Genomic DNA, 18,598 nt, shown 5'->3' with positions numbered 1-18,598 from the left:
TTACTATCTAAAGGCTATAATGCCCGAGATATGGGTGCAAAGTTTTTTCTATGATGTTCTGTAATTCCATAAAGGCCAATAGCGTTAAGGTGCTCTTTTGTCCCATATCCTTTATTTTTATACCAATTATATTCAGGATGCTTATTGTGCAATTCTTGCATAAGCCGATCTCTCGTAACTTTTGCAACGATTGAAGCTGCTGCGATTGATGTACTCAAATTATCACCATTTACTATGGATTTCACTTGCCATTTCACTTCAGGTGGTTGATTACCATCAACTAGCACATAATCTAATTCTAGGTCCAGGTCTATCAACGCACGTTTCATTGAAAGTTTTGTTGCTTGCAAGATATTGTATGAATTTATTTCTTCTACGCTTGCCATTCCTATACCAAATTTTGCAACGGATGTTATTTTTTCATATAGGACTTGCCTACATTGAGAAGTCAACTTTTTCGAGTCGTTGATTCCATCAATAATTGTATTTCTATCAATAAACACTACGGCTGCGGATATTACTGGACCAGCTAGCGGACCTCTTCCAACTTCATCCACTCCTGCTATCACTCCTGATAATTTATTTTCTAATGTAAAGTCTGGGTATTTCATAGGTTTTTATAATAAGAAAGTTATAGTAAAAACTGAACAGATAATAGAAATTATCCAAAATTTCATAACGATTACATTTTCTGACCATCCCTTCTTCTCAAAGTGATGATGTATTGGTGCCATAAGAAAAACTCTTTTTCCTTCTCCATATTTAAACTTTGTATATTTAAAATATGATATCTGAATAATCACAGATAGAGTCTCTATTACAAAGATTATTCCAATAACGGCAAAAAGCATTTCTCTCTTCATTAAAACGCTAGTTAACCCTAAAGCTGCACCAATTGACAGGCTTCCAACATCACCCATAAATATTTTTGCTGGATGTGTGTTAAACCACAAGAAACTTAAAATAGCTCCTATAAATGCAATGCAGAATAAAGTAATATTCATATCTGCTTGAGTTATATATGCAATTAGCCCCAAAAAAGCAAAGGAAGTGATGACTTGAGTTGCAGCAAGGCCATCCAAACCATCTGTGAGATTCACAGCATTAGCAGAGCCGACAATTACAAACGCAGCAAACGGAACATATAGATAGCCAAAGTCGATTATTACTCCTTTAAATAGAGACGTTTTTGTAAAACCTTCAGCAGAGTATAGCTTAAGTATAGACATACTAACCAGAGTTACAATAAACTGAATAAGTATTTTGGTTTTTGCACTTAAACCTCGATAGTGATTTGTCTTCAATTTTAAATAATCATCAATAAATCCAAGTAGAGCAAAAAATAGAGTTATCAATATCAGCAGCAAAATTTCTAGTGTTAACTGAGCCCAGAGTAAAATTGGTAATAAAGAAGAAATCAGTATTATTATTCCGCCCATAGGTGGTACATTCTTTTTTGTTATTAAATGACTTTCTGGTCCACATGATCTAATTGGTTGCCCATCTTTACTTATTTTTTTTAGAAGCTTTATAAAATAGGGAAAAAGAATAAACCCAAAAACAAATGAGGTAAAAAATACTTTTGTAGCTAAGATCATCTGCTTACTTAAATTGACTAAGTATCATACCACCTATAGCTAATAAAGCCAACTTCTGTCATCCTATAACCTATCCCTCTTTCGCTTCATTCTTCCTTAATTTGGTGCGCATAATTACAATAACTCTGGAATAGTATGAAGAATTATATTGTTATCTTCTGCAAAACAAAATTCGCTATTTTTATCTGTCCATTTATACATTTCTTTTAGATTAATCTCAGAAGAATCATAAGTATCATATTCCGTTTTTTTATGATAATCATAATAGTGAAACTTATTATTTTTATCAAAATAACCAAATTCATCAGTCAATGTAGCCTTTTTTTCACCCTTTCCACTATTTATTACTTCGAACACTACAGCTTGATGGTTACCTAGAGAATCTGGTTCAGCAATTCCTTCTGTAATAAAAAACGATGGCCGATGGCTAAGTAACTCACCAAGATTTAGGTTACGTTTTTCTTTCATACAACTCAAACTTATGAATTTATATTCATCTGAAACGTTCGAATACTGTGGATCGTATTTTTTATATTCAAAGAATTCATTACCTAAAAAATTACAAAACGTTAATTTATAATCATCATTATTAAATTTAACAACTTTTAAATAGTGAAAATCCCTTGGGACAATTACCTCCTCTTTCGTAACATGATTACGCATGACCAATTGATCATCGAGCATGTAGTAACCTATTTTTGGTAAAGTAGCTATGGGCTTATCATTCAAGGCAACATTTGCTTCATAGATGTTATCCGATAACTCTTCCCCTTTTTGCAAAGTGAATTTCTGCTTTTCGTTGTTAGTCTCGGTTAAATTGCCTATTATTGTTGATACATCACTTATTGTTAATACACCACATTTATCTTTTGTGTATTGATACTTATAGCAGCTGTCATCTTTACACACTGGAAGACACTTTCCATTTTTGTCTGATATATAGATATTGTCATCTTTTATTGTAAAATAAAGTCCACCATTTTCTCCTTTGATCTTCTGTAGTACTGGATCATTTTCATCATTAAAATTGATGAAGTTTAGTACTTCAGTTGTTGTACTGTGTCTAGAAATGGGTAATTTGGCACCAAAATATGGAATGTCTTCTATGTGGTAAAGCGAAATCTCTATTGGTTTTGATCTAAGCTTTTCTATAATATTGTCCCTGTTTGCACTTATGATATCTTCTTGCTCTATAATAAGATTCTCTTCTTCACCATCTTTATTTTTCACTTTCAGAGGTGATTTTCCCTTATATAAAACTATTTTATCACCCAGCTTCTGTAACTTTAAATCACTAATAGTATCACCCAACTCAGCCGTACCAATGTGTGAACGAATAGTATACTTGTTGTTATTAATCTCTAACCTGTAATATGCAGTAGGAAGTTTAATCAGCTTCTTATAGAGCGGATCTTTATTATCTATTCTAAATGTATTTCCCATACTATTACCTTAAACAATTAACAGCCTTCAGATCAATCGCCTTGAAACTACTTGGAGGAGTGACATCGCTCATAAAACTCCTTGGCTGCTCGTTATCTGTTGCTGTTTTCTCAATATTAACAAACCCCCTTTGTTGCTCATTGTTTTCTAATGTTCTTTCCATACGATCTTTGAAAGTAGTCAAAAATCTATCAGTTTGTTTGTAATTTGGACATGATTTTTTTGCAGATAAATATAAGAGTTTTAACAGCTCGTTACGACTTTCATCATTAAATAATGACCTATCTAGAATGGTTGACTGTAGTTTTACTGGATCAAAATTTAGGCTTTTCTTTGGAATGCCGCATTTTGAAGCTGTTTCTTCTAATACTTTTTCAAATTTTATAGCAATATCTGCTGCATCCATTACTTTTGCCACTTGATTAAGCTCTTGTATTTTATTCTCTATTTTATATTCATCTTGTTTTACAAAAGGATAAAAGAAATTTATTACTTGAGATATAAATGAAGTTGGTCTACCTGCTCCACTTGTCACTGGCAGATTGTCTGAATTTTTAATTTCCCTCTTCTTTATACGTGCAGTACAAACTTGATCTGTAGGTTTTGTTTTACAAAATATATCCTTTACCTTACTATAAAGTGCTTGAGTATTTTGTTCTGATCGAAATGCTTTATCAACAAAATTGTCAGCCTCTTCTTTAAAATCTTTAGCTTCTTTGGCAGATTTTTCAGAAGCGCTTTTAGCTACCTCTGCTGCTTTCTGAGCGTTCTGAATTTCAATTTTTGTTTGATTCATCTTGCGCAGAAACTGATCAGCAACTGCAGCACCTATTCCATCTTCTCCCTTTGAGCCTTTAGGACCAGGCGCTCCTGTGTTGCCTTTAGGACCTACTAGACCTTGAGCACCTTTATTTCCTTGAGGGCCTCTTGGACCTGCATTTCCTTGGTCACCTTTTTCTCCAGGCATTCCTGGCAACCCAGTATCCCCTTTATCACCCATATCGCCTTTTGGACCAGCATCCCCTTTATTACCAGACACACCTGGCGCTCCATCTACTCCTTTGTCACCTTTTAATCCAGCCGTACCCGGCGCTCCGGTATCTCCTTTATCACCCATATCGCCTTTTGGACCTATGTCTCCCTGATCACCTTTTATTCCAGGCATCCCTGGTAATCCATCTACTCCTTTGTCACCTTTTAATCCAGCCGTACCCGGCGCTCCGGTATCTCCTTTATCACCCATATCGCCTTTTGGACCAGCATCCCCTTTATTACCAGACACACCTGGCGCTCCATCTGTACCTGAAGCACCATCTACTCCTTGAGGACCTATATCTCCCTGATTACCTTTTATTCCAGGCATCCCTGGTAATCCATCTACTCCTTTGTCACCTTTTAATCCAGCCGTACCCGGCGCTCCGGTATCTCCTTTATCACCCATATCGCCTTTTGGACCAGCATCCCCTTTATTACCAGACACACCTGGCGCTCCATCTACTCCTTGAGGACCTACTGGACCTGAATCTCCTTTATCACCTTTAGGACCTACTAGACCTTGAGCACCTTTTTCTCCTTGCGTGCCATTAAAGCCTTGTAGACCTGGCAATCCATCTACTCCTTTTGCACCCATATCCCCTTGATCACCTCTAGGACCTACTAGACCTTGAGGACCTGTATCTCCCTTTGCTCCCGGCAATCCATCTGTTCCTGGTGCTCCAAATTCACCTTTATCCCCTTGCGTACCATTAAAGCCTTGAGAACCTTGTATACCTTCTCACCTTTTTCTCCAGGTATTCCTGGCGCTCCATCTGCTCCTTTATCTCCCTTACCACCTTTTGGTCCTTGAACTTTTCCTGGATTTTTCCTTAATTCTTCTGAAATGCTTTTTGTTAGCTCAGTACTGTTTGCAAGTTTCTCTACCAATGTATCATTGTCAGCACTACTTAGTAACGCGTCTGCTAAATCTTGAGCTCTGTCATCAATTAGTTTAGTAGCTATTCCTTCGTGAATATTTTCATCATAAAGTCTTCCTATAATCTGTTGCTCTAGCAGTAAATTTCCACCTTTATCACGATATTCAAGTACTTTATTCGCAATGGTTTCATTGTCAATTAATTTTTGTGCAACCCCAGTATGCAGACTTGAACTGCCTGCAAGTTCTTCCATTAACATTTTTCCACTGGAATCAGTGAAGTTAAGCATCATCTCCTTAAACCCAGTGGCTCTAGTAGTGACTAGCTTATCTGCAACTTCTTCAGGATTTGCATCCATGCCACTATGCCCTTGTTCACCCTTTGCGCCTCTTGAACCAGAGAGGCCCTTGAAACCTCTAGGACCTTGTATACCCTGTTCTCCTTTATCTCCCTTGAAACCTTGTGGACCTACTAAACCTTGATCACCTTTATTTCCTTGAGGGCCTCTTGGACCTGCATTTCCTTGGTCACCTTTTTCTCCAGGCATTCCTGGCAACCCAGTATCCCCTTTATTACCAGACACACCTGGCGCTCCAGCAACTCCTTGAGGACCTACTGGACCTGAATCTCCTTTATCACCTTTAGGACCTACTAGACCTTGAGCACCTTTTTCTCCTTGCGTGCCATTAAAGCCTTGTAGACCTGGCAATCCATCCATTCCTGGTGCTCCAATTTCACCTCTATCTCCCTTGAGACCAAGATCACCTTTTTCTCCTTGTACACCTTGCGTACCATTAAAGCCTCTTGGACCTACTGGACCTCTAAGACCAGGAGCTCCATCTGCTCCTTTAGAACCCGGGGTTCCATCTTTACCAGCTTTACCTTGCGCTTCCTTTGCTCCACTTGGACCTTGAGCACCTTTTTCTCCTTGCGTGCCATTAAAGCCTCTTGGACCTACTGGACCTCTAAGACCAGGAGCTCCATCTGCTCCTTTAGAACCCGGGGTTCCATCTTTACCAGCTTTACCTTGCGCTCCTTCTTTACCTTGCAAACCAGATTCACCTTTCCAACCTCTCAGCCCTTTAGGACCACTACTACCTTCATTACCTTTCTCTCCCTTCGCTCCACTTGGGCCTTGTGGCCCTATAAGCCCTAAATCACCTTGTTTGCCTTTAGGGCCTTGTGGCCCTATATCCCCCTTTGAGCCTTTCAATCCCGTTTCTCCACGATCTCCTTTTGGACTCGTTATACTCAACCCTGGCATTCCCTTTTCTCCCTTTGGACCTTGTGGGCCACCAGCTTCTCCTTTTTCACCTTTTGGTCCTCCAGGCATTCCATCTAGTCCTGGTGATCCAGGTGCACCTGGATCACCCTTTTGGCTTGGATAGCCGTAACCCGAATAACCTTGATCACCCTTGTCACCTTTCTCTCCAGGCAACCCGTTTAGACCTGGATGACCTTGATCCCCTTTAGGACCTGGCTTTCCTGTTAGTCCTGAGACTGCATAAAACTCGCCTTTTTGGCCCTTTTCTCCAGGTATGCCTGGCAGCCCATCGAGACCACGTGGTCTTGGTTCGCCTCCTTGACCTGGCAAACCTCTTGGCCCAGGAGGTCCATCTAGTCCTTTAGGACCAGGGGTTCCGTCTCTACCATCTTGACCTGGATAACCTTTCTCACCTCTTAGACCTTGAGGACCTGGATAACCTGGCTCACCTTTAGGACCTACTGGACCTGGAGAACCAACTTCTCCTCTTAATCCTTGATCGCCCTTTTCACCCTTTATACTTTTTTTTAAGTTTTTATTATTTGCAATTTCCTTCGGCAGGTCTTGAGTAACATAGTTATTAAGTGTTTTACCTTTTAATTCAGTTATAGGTGTATTAAACAGCGCTTTTTCGAATCTTTCTAGTTCACTTGATAATAAAATAGCTGCCACATTCTCGGGCTTTGCATCTCTTCCTGGCTCACCTTTAGGACCTGGATAACCTTTTCCACCTGGAAGACCTGAATGATCTCTAAAGCCTGGCGACCCAGGCTCGCCCTGTCTACCTTCTTCACCTGGAATACCTGGAATACCTCTAGGACCTGGAAAACCTTCATAACCTCTTAGACCTTTATCACCTGGAGGACCTCGATAACCTGGAGGACCTCGATAACCTGGAAGTCTAGGCATTCCTTCTACTTGTTCTGTATGTCTTAATTGCTTAATTTGCTCTTTTAAATGTTGAACTTCTGCTTTTAAGTCTTCAAATTCTCTAGTATTCACCACATCAACCTCCAAAAAGTTACCAAAATTTTCTAAGTTATAATAATAAGGATATAAATCTAAGTTATGGCTGTAGTTATATCCTACAAAATCAGGTTTTAAACCATAAAAATTCTTACATTCGCTATTTTCATCTGATATGCAGCCAACATAATTATTACCTAATTTTTCTGTTGCGAAATAGCTATTTTTCACATTCAATCTCTTTATTCCATGAAAAGGAAATAATTTGAAATCATCACTTCTCCGATCGAATATTGGAACAACATTATTCAACATACCAACCTTACTACCAGTGGAATTATATACCTCAACACTCCTGTAAGATTGGTATAATTGATTTTCCGATCCCTTAAAAAATTGTCTCCAATTCGTATATCAAGTCTATTGCCAATAAGACTCATATTTTTACTACTTATTACATCTTTTGGATCTATTAAAACCTTACTACTTTCAAGTGGTTTAAATTTTATAGAACGTGTATCATAATCATATACATGAACATATTCACCATTCTTGCGGGATTGAGGTATAAAATCAATAGTAGCTATATTAATAATATTGCCATCATGGTAATAATAGTAATATTCACCTGAGTCAGTAACCAAAGCTAACTTGTTGTCATCTCCTACTTTTTCTAGCTTTAGTTGTAGTCCTTGAGATAAACCATTCAGCACCTTTTGTGTTCCACAGCTATAGTCAATCACAATAAGGCGCTGACCTCTAGGCTCATCAATAATAACGTAAGATGTAGTAGGTAGACTAACTGTTGTTTCGTTATTTACTCTTACTTTAGTAGTTATCACATAACGAGTTGCGTTACTCCAGTCTTTACCTGGGGCATCTTCCTTTTCTAGTTTAAAACGCATTTTCCCTTCCTTTGTGGTCTATGTTTTAGACACAGTTAATTTACAAACACTAATTATTGATTAATAATGGTGATATGTAAATATAGTTATAAAATAATTGTTACACTTGAATTCCTTCCTGGTTTCTGTTGTCATCATAACATTAAAAACACTTTAAGAAAGCTGCTTAGTTAAATTAACTTGGACAAGTAAATAGCAGTTTTGCAGCCTGTTTTTATGAATGAAGATAAAATGTTGTAGCCAAATGCGCTTTCAGCATTGTGCTGAATTGCAATATCTTTGTGCTCTAACTCCTCGTCGCGAAATTTACTTATAGTTTCTCTTAATTCCCCATCTTCTAAATGTGAAACTTGCTCTTTGTAGTGCTCCCCTATAACTTCTTCAACTGCAGTAGTGCAAGCCATAGCAGCTTTTTTGCCCATAATGGCAGTTGCAACGCCAAGTGACACTCCTAAAACACGCCAAACTGGCAACAAAACAGTAGGACGAACTTTTTGCTCTTTGATTTTCTCATTAAAATAGTGAAAATGCTTTTTTTCCTGCTCTTCCATTTCAATTATTTCATTGATTATAGAAGATTTTTTAAGAATAAATTTTTGACCAGAATAAATGCAAATAGCTCCATATTCCCCAGCATGATTTACTCTAATTGCCTGTTGCAAGAACTGATTGTTGCTGTACCTTAAATTATTTAGATTTCTTTCTTTCTCCACAATACACCTTACCTGATACGAACAGAGCTGCTATGAGATAAATTAAATTCCATGTTGCTAAGGAAACACCTAGAACGTAATGAGGTCTGTCACAAGATGGAGAGTAATTAGGATTTAGTAGATTATTTCTGAGCTCTTCTATACTAACGTTACCACTTGCTTGCTCTGTACAACCTAAAACATCATGAAATAAGTGGAGTTCAAGACCTACATGATAAAAAGATATTACTGCACCTATGAGGTAGCTGCAAAACGTTGCATAGATTAGAATTTTGTTGTCTTTAAGCATGCATACTACTGCAAGTAACCCTGCAACATAGTAAACTACCCGCTCGTATGTACATAACTTGCATGGCAGCATGTTGAAAAAATATTCTAGCACATATGCAAAAATTAGAGCAAAAGCACTTGATAGCAGAAAGATTGTAGGAATTCTGGAGTTATTACACACGACTTTAAGTAAATTATTATAAAGACCCCTGAAAGTATAAAGCAGAGTATTCATTTTGCATAGGGATTTTTATTTTTTTTCAAAAGTAATCTGACTGGCACACCATCTACGAAGAAATTTTTTCTAAGATCATTAATTAAATAGCGTTTATAACTTTCATCAACACTTTCAGGTATGTTACATATCAAAGAAAAAGCTGGAGGTTTAGTACCAATTTGAGCGATATACTTCATTTTAACTGCTTTACCTTTTACAAGCGGGTGAGAGTGCCTATCTAAAGCATCAATTAGCCACTTATTCAGTTTTGCAGTGCTGACTTTCTTGTTCAAAGATTCACTCACTTCAAGACACTTATCTATCACATCGCCGCAGCGCATGCCTTTCAATGCAGAAATTGTTACAGTTGGCACTTCCAAGAATAACCGAGTCACTTCCTGTTGTTTGACAAATTTTATTAACTTACTTCTGTCATCCTTACCTATTAAATCCCACTTATTTAAAACAACAATAATCCCTTTCCCTCCCTTAATTGCAGCTTCACCAATTGATAAATCCTGCTGCTCAATACCAACTAGGGAGTCTAGCATTAAAACTACCACATGAGAGCGCTTGATTGATTCTAAGCTTTTTTCAACAAATCTTGATTCTAAGTCATCTATAACATTCGCCTTTCTGCGGATTCCTGCAGTATCAATGAGAGTAATTAGCTCCCCATTATGATCATATACAATATCTACAGAATCACGTGTGGTGCCTGGCTCTGAATTCACTATTACTCTGTTTTCTGTAAGTAGGCTGTTTAAAAAAGTTGATTTTCCGACATTTGGGCGACCGATGATTGCAATTCTAAGTTTACTGGACTCATTGCCCAATAGATCAGTGTTTTCGTTCAAATTTTCAATAACATCAGCTAATGCATCATAAAGATCAACCATGCCAAGATTATGTTCGGCAGAGATATACACCGGGCCAAGAAAATCAAAAAACTGCAAATAATCAACATTTTCAGACTTATGACTCTCGCATTTATTTGCTATCAGTATCACAGGTTTATTTATTTTTCTCTTCAGCCACTTTGCAAATTCTTTGTTTTGCTCATTTTGCACTTTTGCATCAACAAGAAAGAAAATGATGTTTGAATTGGATAGAGAAAATTTTATTTGTTCAATAACTTGTAGTGAAAAATTAGTTTGGTCGTTCCATCCTCCTGTATCTATAACTTTAAACTCTAAATCGCTAATTCTGCCTATTCCTTCTCTTCTATCTCGTGTAACCCCTGGAATATTGCTGACCACCGCTGCTTTTCTTCCCACCAATCTATTAAAAAGAGTTGATTTACCAGCATTTGGTAGGCCTACTATAGCGATTTTTAGCATAATTTAAGAGCACCTTCTATACACAGTAAATTATAACCGAAATCTTGCAATTTAACTATTGACTTTATAGATCACGCGAGCATAATACAACTAGAATTTCTTGTTTTATTATGTCAAGTAGGGGGATATATGGTAGGGCAAGATATAAATGAGCAGCTTAGTTCTCTAGATGATGGCAGGCATTTTGAAGATGAGGCTATGGATGAGTCTGAGGATGAAGATACGCCTGAATTTAGGGCATCGTGTGAAAAACTCGAAGAAGAAATGAACCGTCCAGAAGTGATGTCGGAATTTCAATTAGATGGAGCAATATATGAACAAGTTGATGAACGTATGAAAGAAAATATCTCGAATGTATTGGAAGCTATACGTCAAGCTTTTAGGTTATGTGGTGAGAAGCGACTGACTGTGGGACAAATGATAAAGAAATGGATAAAATCTGTAGAACTTGGAGAAAGTCAAAAGATCAGGTTTGGCATGCCGTACTATGTGTTCTTCGAAGAATTATCAATAATAGATTATCTGATATCTAATGTGCACTTGCTAAAGAAGTTCGAGTTGTCCATTCATGAAAAACATCAACTAGATCTTCTTTCGTTAAAAATATCCGACCTAGTTTCAACAGGCACTTATGTGAGTGAGAAAGTTTTGGAGTTATTGCCAACAAGTCTACTGGAAAAACATAACAGCTATTTATCAAATCTAAAACAAATTGTATGTGAGGGCATTGAAAAAGATGGAGAAGAAAATGTGATAAAAGATGTTATAGTAGAAAGAGATAATAAATTTTATTGTATACAGTGTCCAGAAGCAAGCATTGTGATTCCTGCAAAATTCCTGAGTAATCCAGAATTTCAAAATTTAGATGGAGCATTAAAGATTGGGGAAGGAGATAATGTAATACGAATACAAGATGGAAAATATCATGATATAAAGGGCAGATTACAGATGACTTTTCCAATAAGCAACAGTGAAAAGATTGTAATGACTCTATCTTCTGAAAAGGCTGACAAACCAGAAAATGCCTCAAGCTTTGGCAAAATAATAGTACATATTGATGATAAAAGTTGTGAAATCTTCTCAAAGTACCTAAAAGAGCTAGAAAAAGAACCTCGTATAAGCAAGGTTGTTGAAGCTGCTAAAAGTTTTGCACAAACGAAAAGCAGTAAAGTTAGTTTACCTTCTTCTGTTCTAGAAAACGTTAGTCAACCACAACATTCTCAAAGTAGTGGCCAGGAATTACCAGCGCATTAACAATTATCATACATACACTGTTGCATATAGCAATAGTGTATGTGTATAGTTAATAGGGTTTGTAAACTTAATAAAGTCTACAACTAATTTGAAAACTACTTTATTGTATGCAAGACTTTGAAATACTAGAAAATCTAAAAACCAAAGCACTAGAAGCTGAAAAAGGAGGCGGTTCTAACAGAATCAATAAACAACACGAAAAAGGGAAATTAACTGCTAGAGAAAGGCTCAGTGTATTACTCGATGAAAATTCGTTCGAAGAATACGATAAATTCGTGAAGCATCACGCAACTGATTTTGGCATGCAAAATGCTAATTTTTTAGGTGATGGAGTAGTGATTGGTCATGGTACTATTTATGGCAGAAAAGTTTTCGTTTACTCGCAAGATTTTACTGTCTTTGGTGGGTCACTTGGTGCGTCACATGCAAAAAAAATATGCAAAATTATGGATATGGCAATTAATGCCAGGGTTCCAATTATCGGACTAAATGATTCTGGTGGAGCCAGAATTCAAGAAGGAGTAAATTCCCTTGCTGGTTATGGAGAAATTTTCCAAAGAAACGTAAATGCATCGGGCGTTATACCACAAATCTCTTTAATTATGGGTCCATGTGCAGGAGGGGCTGTTTATTCTCCAGCATTAACTGACTTTACTTTCATGGTAAAGAATAGTTCATACATGTTTATAACCGGACCAGATGTAGTAAAAAAGGTTACCTATGAAGATGTAAGCTTCGAAGACCTCGGTGGAGCAAAAATTCATACAAGCAAAACAGGAGTGGCAGATTTTGCATTCAATAATGATGTTGAGATGCTACTCAAAATGCGTGAATTCCTTACCTTTTTACCAGCAAATAATCAAGAATCACCGAAATCTGTACCAACCTGTAATGATGTTAATGAGATTGATGAATCCTTAAACACTCTAGTTCCTACCAATCCTAACACTCCTTATGATATGTATGAACTCATTGAAAAAGTTTGTGATGAGAAGAAATTCTTTGAACTAAAACCTGATTTTGCTCGTAATATTATAATTGGCTTTAGTAGAATTGGAGGAAATACTGTTGGTATTGTTGCAAATCAACCCATGCACCTTGCAGGATGTTTGGATATTGATTCTTCAAGAAAAGCTGCAAGATTTGTAAGGTTTTGTGACGCATTTAACATTCCGATCATCACACTTATTGATGTTCCGGGGTTTTTACCTGGTACAAACCAAGAATACAATAATATAATACAACACGGAGCGAAACTGCTTTACGCTTACGCTGAAGCAACTGTGCCGAAAATTAGCCTTATCACTAGAAAAGCGTATGGTGGTGCATATATCGTTATGAACTCGAAACATTTAAAAGGTGACATAAATTATGCTTGGCCAACTGCTGAAATAGCTGTAATGGGCCCTGAAAGTGCAGTTGAAATTATATTTAGGCATGAAAAAGATCAGCAAACGTTAATCAAAGAATATAAAGAGAAATTTGCTAATCCATTTTTTGCTGCATCACATGGATACATTGATGACATTATAGTGCCAAGTAAAACAAGGCATCACTTTCACAAAGCATTAGAGCTACTCAAAAACAAGAAAGTAGAAAGGATATGGAAAAAGCATGACAACTTACCTCTGTAACTTTCTTTTAGGCCTTGCTTGCAAGTTATGCAATATTATAAGTGTAATCAGTGTGCCGTTACCAAGACTCGAACTTGGGACCTCGTCATTACCAATGACGTACTCTACCACCTGAGCTACAACGGCAAGTTTATACATTATGATAATGAATAATACAAAAAAGAATAAGGAAAAAGAAGAGGAGAAAAAAAGATTAGCGAAAGCTTTAAAGCAAAATATTTTGAAAAGAAAAAAGCAGCAACAGAGTAGACAAAGCAGACCCCTTTCAAAATTTGTTTGTGGTGAGGAATTTTTAGGAAGAAGCGCCGCAGAATACCCAAACGTATTTGAGGAAGCTTTAACGACAAAATTACCATCAGAAACTTAAGTTTTGAAGGAGGTATCATGCCAGAACTACCAGAAGTAGAAGTAATCTCTAACTTTTTGCTTGATAAAATTAAAAACAAGCAAATTAGCAATGTTATAGTTAATAATTGGAATTTACGTGCCCCAATAACAAAAAATATTGATGATATGCTAAAGGGCAAAGTCATACGCAACATCAAGCGTAGAGGTAAGTATACGATCTGGAATACAGATGGTAGTATGGCTGTAATCATACATCTTGGCATGAGCGGAAAGCTTATATATGCTGACCATGATCAAGTGCGGAATAAGCACGATCACGTGGTATTTTTATTTTCCGATAATACTTCAATAATCTTTAATGATCCAAGAAGATTTGGATTAGTTATTATTTTAAGCAAAGAACAAGAAATAAATTTTTTTGATGGTTTTGGAATAGAGCCCCTCACGGATGAATTCAGTGGAGACTATTTACAGGAGTTGCTGAAAAACAAAAAAGTGAATATCAAATCAGCATTAATGGACAATAAATTAATAGTTGGCGTAGGCAATATATATGCTTCTGAAAGTTTGTTTAGAGCCCGCATATCACCACTCAGGTCAGCAAAAGACTTGACCTATAGAGAGTGCGAAAAACTTGCTGCTGAAATAAAAAATACTCTGAGTGATGCAATTGCTGCAGGCGGTTCAACACTGAAAGATTATGCACAGCCATCTGGATCTGCTGGATACTTTCAAAATAACTTTTACGTATATGGTAAAGTTCAAAAACCTTGCAAAATCTGCAACAATATCATAACACTTATACGACAAAATGGCCGTAGCACTTATTTCTGCAACGTATGTCAGAATTAAGATTTTATTTTTGAATATGACATTTTTACCTGAAAAAGATCCGATTAACTTGTTTTCAAAGTGGTATGAAGAAGTACTTAATTCTCCGTGTAAACAACCAACTGCAATGACGCTAGCAACTTGTAGCAAAGACTGCATTCCATCTGCAAGAGTAGTATTACTAAAGGAATATAGTAAAGAAGGTTTTGTGTTCTTCACTAACATAAATAGTAGAAAAGGAAAAGAACTGACCGAGAACCCTAAAGCTGCATTAGTGTTTCACTGGATAGAATTTGCTAGGCAAGTGCGAATTGAAGGAGATGTTAAACTTCTAAACGATGAAAGAACTGACAAATACTTCTCTTCTCGAGCGCGCGATAGTCAAATTAGCGCATGGTGCTCAAAACAATCGAGCATTCTGAAAGATTGGCAAGATTTTGAGCAAGCTATAAAATTGAAGGAGAAAGAATTTTACAATACACAAGTTTCTCGTCCTGACTTTTGGGTGGGATTTTGCGTAATCCCAAAAGTAATTGAATTTTGGCAAGAAGGTGAATATAGGAGACACACTAGGTTTAGATATACTCTTGTTGAGGGAAGCAATTGGAAAATAGAGCAATTATATCCCTAGCTACATTCGTTGTTGCAGACCCTTCTTAATTTACCATTGAGAATTGGATGACACCCTACTAATCCGAATTCTGGATTAAGGATAAAAAAGAGCAAATAACTTATAATTTTATAGCTAAAGTGACTTAGGTTTACCGATAATTTGAAAAACAACAAATTCGTCATTCCGCTACTTGTTAGCGGAATCTATCCTTGGCGGTATGACGTAGGGAAACCTTTCTTGGGTTAGTTATAGAAGGTTAAGAATTTTTCATTGGACAGGCTTCTTATACTTTTGGTGAGGTTAAATTTTGAAGTGAAAATTTTAATAAACAGCAAATAAACAAGTTTATCAAAAAAAGAGTTAAATGTTAGGGTTTTCAGCATTCCGGACAATTTAAAATCAACCTGGGATGGAGGAAGTTAGTGGCGGTCACATACTCTTTCATCACAATGATAAAGAAGCTTACCTTTATCTCTGACGTATTTTAAAGGAATTTTGGGATTATTGATGTCTTTACCACCAGTATCATGCCATTTCTTTTCCCATGTAATATAATATGGTTCAAGGTCTTGCGGCGTTAATTTATATATTTCTTTTAGCTCTATTCCTTCATAAATAGCAAATACCCAATCCACCTTTCGGTATTTTGCAATTATTGTAGGATTCATATGATGATGAGTAGAAAAGCTTTTTGTAAGAAGAGCATTTACTGATTTAAGCTCATATTCATTACCATACTCATCAATGACATCATTTCCCTCGCGTGCTGGAAGAATAGTGAGTCCAGTTAGTAATAAGACTTGTAGGATTTTTCCGCCGTTATCCTGAAAGATATCATTTATACCATGCTTAACAGCAAACTCCTGATACTTCCGTATATGAGGAAATATATCTTTCAGACATTTTCTGTCTTGATCCTGATTTAGAAGTGCAGTAGGTTCAACACCAAGGGCATCTGCTATGCGCTCAACATTATCTATAGAGATATTTCTCTCACCACGTTCAACGGAGCCTATATATGTTCTGTGTAATTCACATAAATCAGCAAGAGTTTCTTGGGAAAGCCCTTTTATATTTCTTATCTTTCGTATATTCTGGGAAAGAAGTAACCGCAAAGATTGTTTTTTTATTTTTGTCATCTTTGTAAGATAATAGTTGACAATTATAAGTCTACAGACTATAAGTATCTTTCATATGGTGCACATATTGGAAAAATTTAAATTTAATAGTAAACCCACATATATTACAGATAGGGGAGCTGCATATTGTGGAGACTCTCTTAACCTATTGCCACAATTACCAGACAATAGCTTAGACCTCGTAATAACCAGTCCACCGTTTGCTTTGCAAAGAAAAAAAGAATACGGAAATGAATCCCAAGCCGAATATGTTGCCTGGCTTAGTCGATTTGCAAAATTAGTACATAGCAAACTCAAAGATACAGGCAGTTTTGTACTTGATTTAGGTGGGGCTTATGAAAAAGGCGTGCCATCCAGAAGTTTATATAATTTTAGAGTGCTTATACATTTCTGTGATGACATAGGCTTCTTCCTTGCAGAAGATTTCTATTGGTATAATCCTTCTAAATTGCCAAGTCCAATTGAATGGGTAAATAAGAGAAAAATCAGAGCAAAAGATTCTGTTAATACAGTATGGTGGTTCAGCAAAACTGAGTGGCCTAAAGCAGATGTCACAAAGGTGCTAGTGGAATACAGTGGCCGCATGAAAAAACTTATCGAGAACCCAAAGGCTTATTATACTCCAAAAGAACAACCATCAGGACATAATATTGGTAGTAGCTTTGGTAAAGATAATGGAGGAGCTATTCCATCAAATCTTTTGCAGATTCCCAATTCAGAATCTAACAGCCAGTATCTTGCTGCATGTAAGGAACTAGGTGTAAAAGAGCATCCAGCTCGATTCCCTGCTAAATTACCTCAATTTTTTATTCAGTTTCTAACACAACCAGGAGATGTTGTTTTAGATATTTTTGCTGGTTCTAACACAACAGGTTTTGTATGTGAGCAAGAAGACCGTTACTGGTTAGCATTTGAAGAAAATAGAGAATATCTTGCTGCATCTGCTTTTAGGTTCTTAAAAAAAGAATGCTCAAAAGAAACTATTTATCAACGCATTGTTCATGGTGAAGAGCAAGTGTTAAAGGCTAAGCAGTCTGTATTGGATCCTAAGTTCACTCAGCAGTCATTAGTAGTTTAGTTATGCTCTTTGTTCGTATCCGTTCAGCAGAGCGGCAAAATAAGGTAGACAAGGTAGTATAAAAAGATAACCATAGAGTAAAAGTGAGTTTACAACAAATGCCAGTGCGTGACACTGGGATGACAAAAAAGGGGCTACTCGGATGACAAAAAAAGGAGCACTGGAATGACAGCAGCCCTACGTCATACCGCCGCGGTATCTCTTAACATAGATCCCGCTAACAAGTAGCGGGATGACGAATATACCGCCACGAACCGTCATACCGCCGCGGTATCTTTTAGCCGCTAACAAGCAGCAGACCGTCATACCGCGATTCATTCGCGGTATCTCATCCGCTAACAAGTAGCGGGATACTTGACCTTTACAGGGATGACGGTTGTCGGTAGGCCTAAATTACTTTAGCTACAAACATTAAGAAATTTACCAAATGAAAAAAAAGGCAAAAGAAGCCCTAGTCACTGTCTATTTTCTGTATTGGCGTTTTTTAAGTCTTAAACACTGCAATTTAGCTGCTTTTAAGTGCAACTCACCTTATCTTAAATGTTTAAGAAATTTACTAAGCAGAAAAAAAAGGCAAAGAAATCCCGTGTTAGCTAGTTGTCACTCTCTAATCCTGCAAATCGGCGTTCTATACTGTCTTAAACGACTTATAAGCGCGTTTCAGCTTGTGTAGGTAAAAACCCAGAAATGTTGTGAAGACATAAGGTGCACATAGTGCAAAAAATTAAAAATAAGACGCCAACTACGTTGTTTTTTGCTGTTTAATCTGCACAGATGAAGATAACTGAATACCTTCAGTATTATGATAAGGGGACTGGGGGAATTTGTCAAGTAGTTTCTACCTGAAACCACAATATTCGCACAGTTGGAAAATGGTTGCGGGAGTAGGATTTGAACCTACGGCCTTCAGGTTATGAGCCTGACGAGCTACCGAGCTGCTCCATCCCGCGTCGTTGTTTATTTAGCTATTATACTTGCAATTATAGGATATACAAGGATAAAATCCGCTATGGGTCGTATATTAGTATATTTATTAACTTTTTTTGACATAATAGTTAGCTATATACGTCAT

At 36.9% G+C, this 18,598-nt stretch carries 16 protein-coding genes and 2 tRNA genes; 6 read left to right on the top strand and 12 right to left on the bottom strand.

Annotation, left to right across the window (positions count from 1 at the left end; all coding sequences use genetic code 11):
• Positions 1–14: 14 nt before the first annotated feature.
• From AAGD68_RS01590 to der, 9 genes are all read right to left on the bottom strand, one after another.
• The gene (locus tag AAGD68_RS01590) at positions 15–611 is read right to left on the bottom strand and encodes a ribonuclease HII (RefSeq protein WP_341814315.1); all 597 of its coding nucleotides are present in this window, start codon (positions 609–611) and stop codon (positions 15–17) included.
• Positions 612–617: 6 nt separating this feature from the next.
• Complete coding sequence (gene mraY, locus AAGD68_RS01585; RefSeq protein ID WP_253309561.1) at positions 618–1,598, bottom strand: phospho-N-acetylmuramoyl-pentapeptide-transferase; 981 nt, start codon at positions 1,596–1,598, stop codon at positions 618–620.
• Positions 1,599–1,712: 114 nt separating this feature from the next.
• Entirely contained in the window at positions 1,713–3,041 is a 1,329-nt protein-coding gene (locus AAGD68_RS01580; protein ID WP_253309560.1) for a hypothetical protein, read from the bottom strand.
• Between the two features lie 4 nt (positions 3,042–3,045).
• On the bottom strand, positions 3,046–4,737 hold the full coding sequence (locus tag AAGD68_RS01575; RefSeq protein ID WP_341814314.1) for a hypothetical protein: 1,692 nt from the start codon (positions 4,735–4,737) through the stop codon (positions 3,046–3,048).
• Entirely contained in the window at positions 4,698–7,499 is a 2,802-nt protein-coding gene (locus AAGD68_RS01570; protein ID WP_341814313.1) for a hypothetical protein, read from the bottom strand. Before AAGD68_RS01570 ends, AAGD68_RS01575 begins: the two co-directional genes overlap by 40 nt.
• The gene (locus tag AAGD68_RS01565; RefSeq protein ID WP_341814312.1) at positions 7,493–8,089 is read right to left on the bottom strand and encodes a hypothetical protein; all 597 of its coding nucleotides are present in this window, start codon (positions 8,087–8,089) and stop codon (positions 7,493–7,495) included. Before AAGD68_RS01565 ends, AAGD68_RS01570 begins: the two co-directional genes overlap by 7 nt.
• Positions 8,090–8,259: 170 nt before the next feature.
• Positions 8,260–8,802, bottom strand: coding sequence for a demethoxyubiquinone hydroxylase family protein (locus tag AAGD68_RS01560; RefSeq protein ID WP_265045331.1), 543 nt, complete (start codon positions 8,800–8,802; stop codon positions 8,260–8,262).
• Complete coding sequence (locus AAGD68_RS01555) at positions 8,777–9,307, bottom strand: disulfide bond formation protein B (protein WP_253309556.1); 531 nt, start codon at positions 9,305–9,307, stop codon at positions 8,777–8,779. The genes AAGD68_RS01560 and AAGD68_RS01555 overlap by 26 nt, the downstream gene beginning before the upstream one ends.
• A complete protein-coding gene (gene der / locus AAGD68_RS01550) occupies positions 9,304–10,629 on the bottom strand; it encodes a ribosome biogenesis GTPase Der (protein ID WP_253309555.1) in 1,326 nt (441 codons plus the stop codon). Before der ends, AAGD68_RS01555 begins: the two co-directional genes overlap by 4 nt.
• A 129-nt stretch (positions 10,630–10,758) precedes the next feature.
• Between der and AAGD68_RS01545 the strand changes: the two genes are divergently transcribed.
• Positions 10,759–11,883, top strand: a complete 1,125-nt coding sequence (locus AAGD68_RS01545; protein WP_341814311.1) for a hypothetical protein — start codon at positions 10,759–10,761, stop codon at positions 11,881–11,883.
• Between the two features lie 107 nt (positions 11,884–11,990).
• Positions 11,991–13,517, top strand: coding sequence for an acyl-CoA carboxylase subunit beta (locus AAGD68_RS01540; RefSeq protein WP_253309552.1), 1,527 nt, complete (start codon positions 11,991–11,993; stop codon positions 13,515–13,517).
• 53 nt (positions 13,518–13,570) lie between these two features.
• Here AAGD68_RS01540 and AAGD68_RS01535 read toward each other — a convergent pair.
• Positions 13,571–13,643, bottom strand: a tRNA-Thr gene (locus tag AAGD68_RS01535).
• Between the two features lie 19 nt (positions 13,644–13,662).
• Here AAGD68_RS01535 and AAGD68_RS01530 point away from each other — a divergent pair.
• The 3 genes from AAGD68_RS01530 to pdxH are packed head-to-tail and all read left to right on the top strand — an operon-like array spanning position 13,663 to position 15,327.
• Positions 13,663–13,884, top strand: coding sequence for a hypothetical protein (locus tag AAGD68_RS01530; RefSeq protein WP_253309551.1), 222 nt, complete (start codon positions 13,663–13,665; stop codon positions 13,882–13,884).
• 17 nt (positions 13,885–13,901) lie between these two features.
• A complete protein-coding gene (gene mutM, locus AAGD68_RS01525; RefSeq protein WP_253309550.1) occupies positions 13,902–14,717 on the top strand; it encodes a bifunctional DNA-formamidopyrimidine glycosylase/DNA-(apurinic or apyrimidinic site) lyase in 816 nt (271 codons plus the stop codon).
• A 16-nt stretch (positions 14,718–14,733) separates the two neighbouring features.
• A complete protein-coding gene (gene pdxH / locus AAGD68_RS01520) occupies positions 14,734–15,327 on the top strand; it encodes a pyridoxamine 5'-phosphate oxidase (RefSeq protein WP_253309549.1) in 594 nt (197 codons plus the stop codon).
• A 401-nt stretch (positions 15,328–15,728) separates the two neighbouring features.
• Here the strand turns inward: pdxH and AAGD68_RS01515 are convergent, their stop codons facing one another.
• Positions 15,729–16,448 (bottom strand): helix-turn-helix domain-containing protein, encoded by a 720-nt coding sequence (locus AAGD68_RS01515; RefSeq protein ID WP_253309548.1) that lies wholly within the window; start codon positions 16,446–16,448, stop codon positions 15,729–15,731.
• 55 nt (positions 16,449–16,503) lie between these two features.
• Between AAGD68_RS01515 and AAGD68_RS01510 the strand changes: the two genes are divergently transcribed.
• Positions 16,504–17,526, top strand: a complete 1,023-nt coding sequence (locus tag AAGD68_RS01510; RefSeq protein WP_265045326.1) for a DNA-methyltransferase — start codon at positions 16,504–16,506, stop codon at positions 17,524–17,526.
• 873 nt (positions 17,527–18,399) lie between these two features.
• Here AAGD68_RS01510 and AAGD68_RS01505 read toward each other — a convergent pair.
• A tRNA-Met gene (locus tag AAGD68_RS01505) sits at positions 18,400–18,476 on the bottom strand.
• Between the last annotated feature and the right edge of the window lie 122 nt (positions 18,477–18,598).

This window comes from Wolbachia endosymbiont (group A) of Machimus atricapillus, from assembly GCF_964027095.1.
Classification (GTDB): Bacteria; Pseudomonadota; Alphaproteobacteria; order Rickettsiales; family Anaplasmataceae; genus Wolbachia.
Note: the sequence above shows the minus strand (reverse complement) of the source record. Positions and strands in the feature narration are given on the sequence as shown.

Bases quoted from the DNA above. Each gene is read 5' to 3' on its own strand.
- AAGD68_RS01530 (WP_253309551.1), top strand. From the start codon at position 13,663: ATGAATAATACAAAAAAGAATAAGGAAAAAGAAGAGGAGAAAAAAAGA.
- mraY (WP_253309561.1), bottom strand. From the start codon at position 1,598: ATGATCTTAGCTACAAAAGTATTTTTTACCTCATTTGTTTTTGGGTTT.
- AAGD68_RS01570 (WP_341814313.1), bottom strand. From the start codon at position 7,499: ATGTTGAATAATGTTGTTCCAATATTCGATCGGAGAAGTGATGATTTC.
- AAGD68_RS01590 (WP_341814315.1), bottom strand. From the start codon at position 611: ATGAAATACCCAGACTTTACATTAGAAAATAAATTATCAGGAGTGATA.
- AAGD68_RS01555 (WP_253309556.1), bottom strand. From the start codon at position 9,307: ATGAATACTCTGCTTTATACTTTCAGGGGTCTTTATAATAATTTACTT.
- AAGD68_RS01545 (WP_341814311.1), top strand. From the start codon at position 10,759: ATGGTAGGGCAAGATATAAATGAGCAGCTTAGTTCTCTAGATGATGGC.
- pdxH (WP_253309549.1), top strand. From the start codon at position 14,734: ATGACATTTTTACCTGAAAAAGATCCGATTAACTTGTTTTCAAAGTGG.
- AAGD68_RS01515 (WP_253309548.1), bottom strand. From the start codon at position 16,448: ATGACAAAAATAAAAAAACAATCTTTGCGGTTACTTCTTTCCCAGAAT.
- mutM (WP_253309550.1), top strand. From the start codon at position 13,902: ATGCCAGAACTACCAGAAGTAGAAGTAATCTCTAACTTTTTGCTTGAT.
- AAGD68_RS01540 (WP_253309552.1), top strand. From the start codon at position 11,991: ATGCAAGACTTTGAAATACTAGAAAATCTAAAAACCAAAGCACTAGAA.
- AAGD68_RS01565 (WP_341814312.1), bottom strand. From the start codon at position 8,089: ATGCGTTTTAAACTAGAAAAGGAAGATGCCCCAGGTAAAGACTGGAGT.
- AAGD68_RS01510 (WP_265045326.1), top strand. From the start codon at position 16,504: ATGGTGCACATATTGGAAAAATTTAAATTTAATAGTAAACCCACATAT.
- der (WP_253309555.1), bottom strand. From the start codon at position 10,629: ATGCTAAAAATCGCTATAGTAGGCCTACCAAATGCTGGTAAATCAACT.
- AAGD68_RS01580 (WP_253309560.1), bottom strand. From the start codon at position 3,041: ATGGGAAATACATTTAGAATAGATAATAAAGATCCGCTCTATAAGAAG.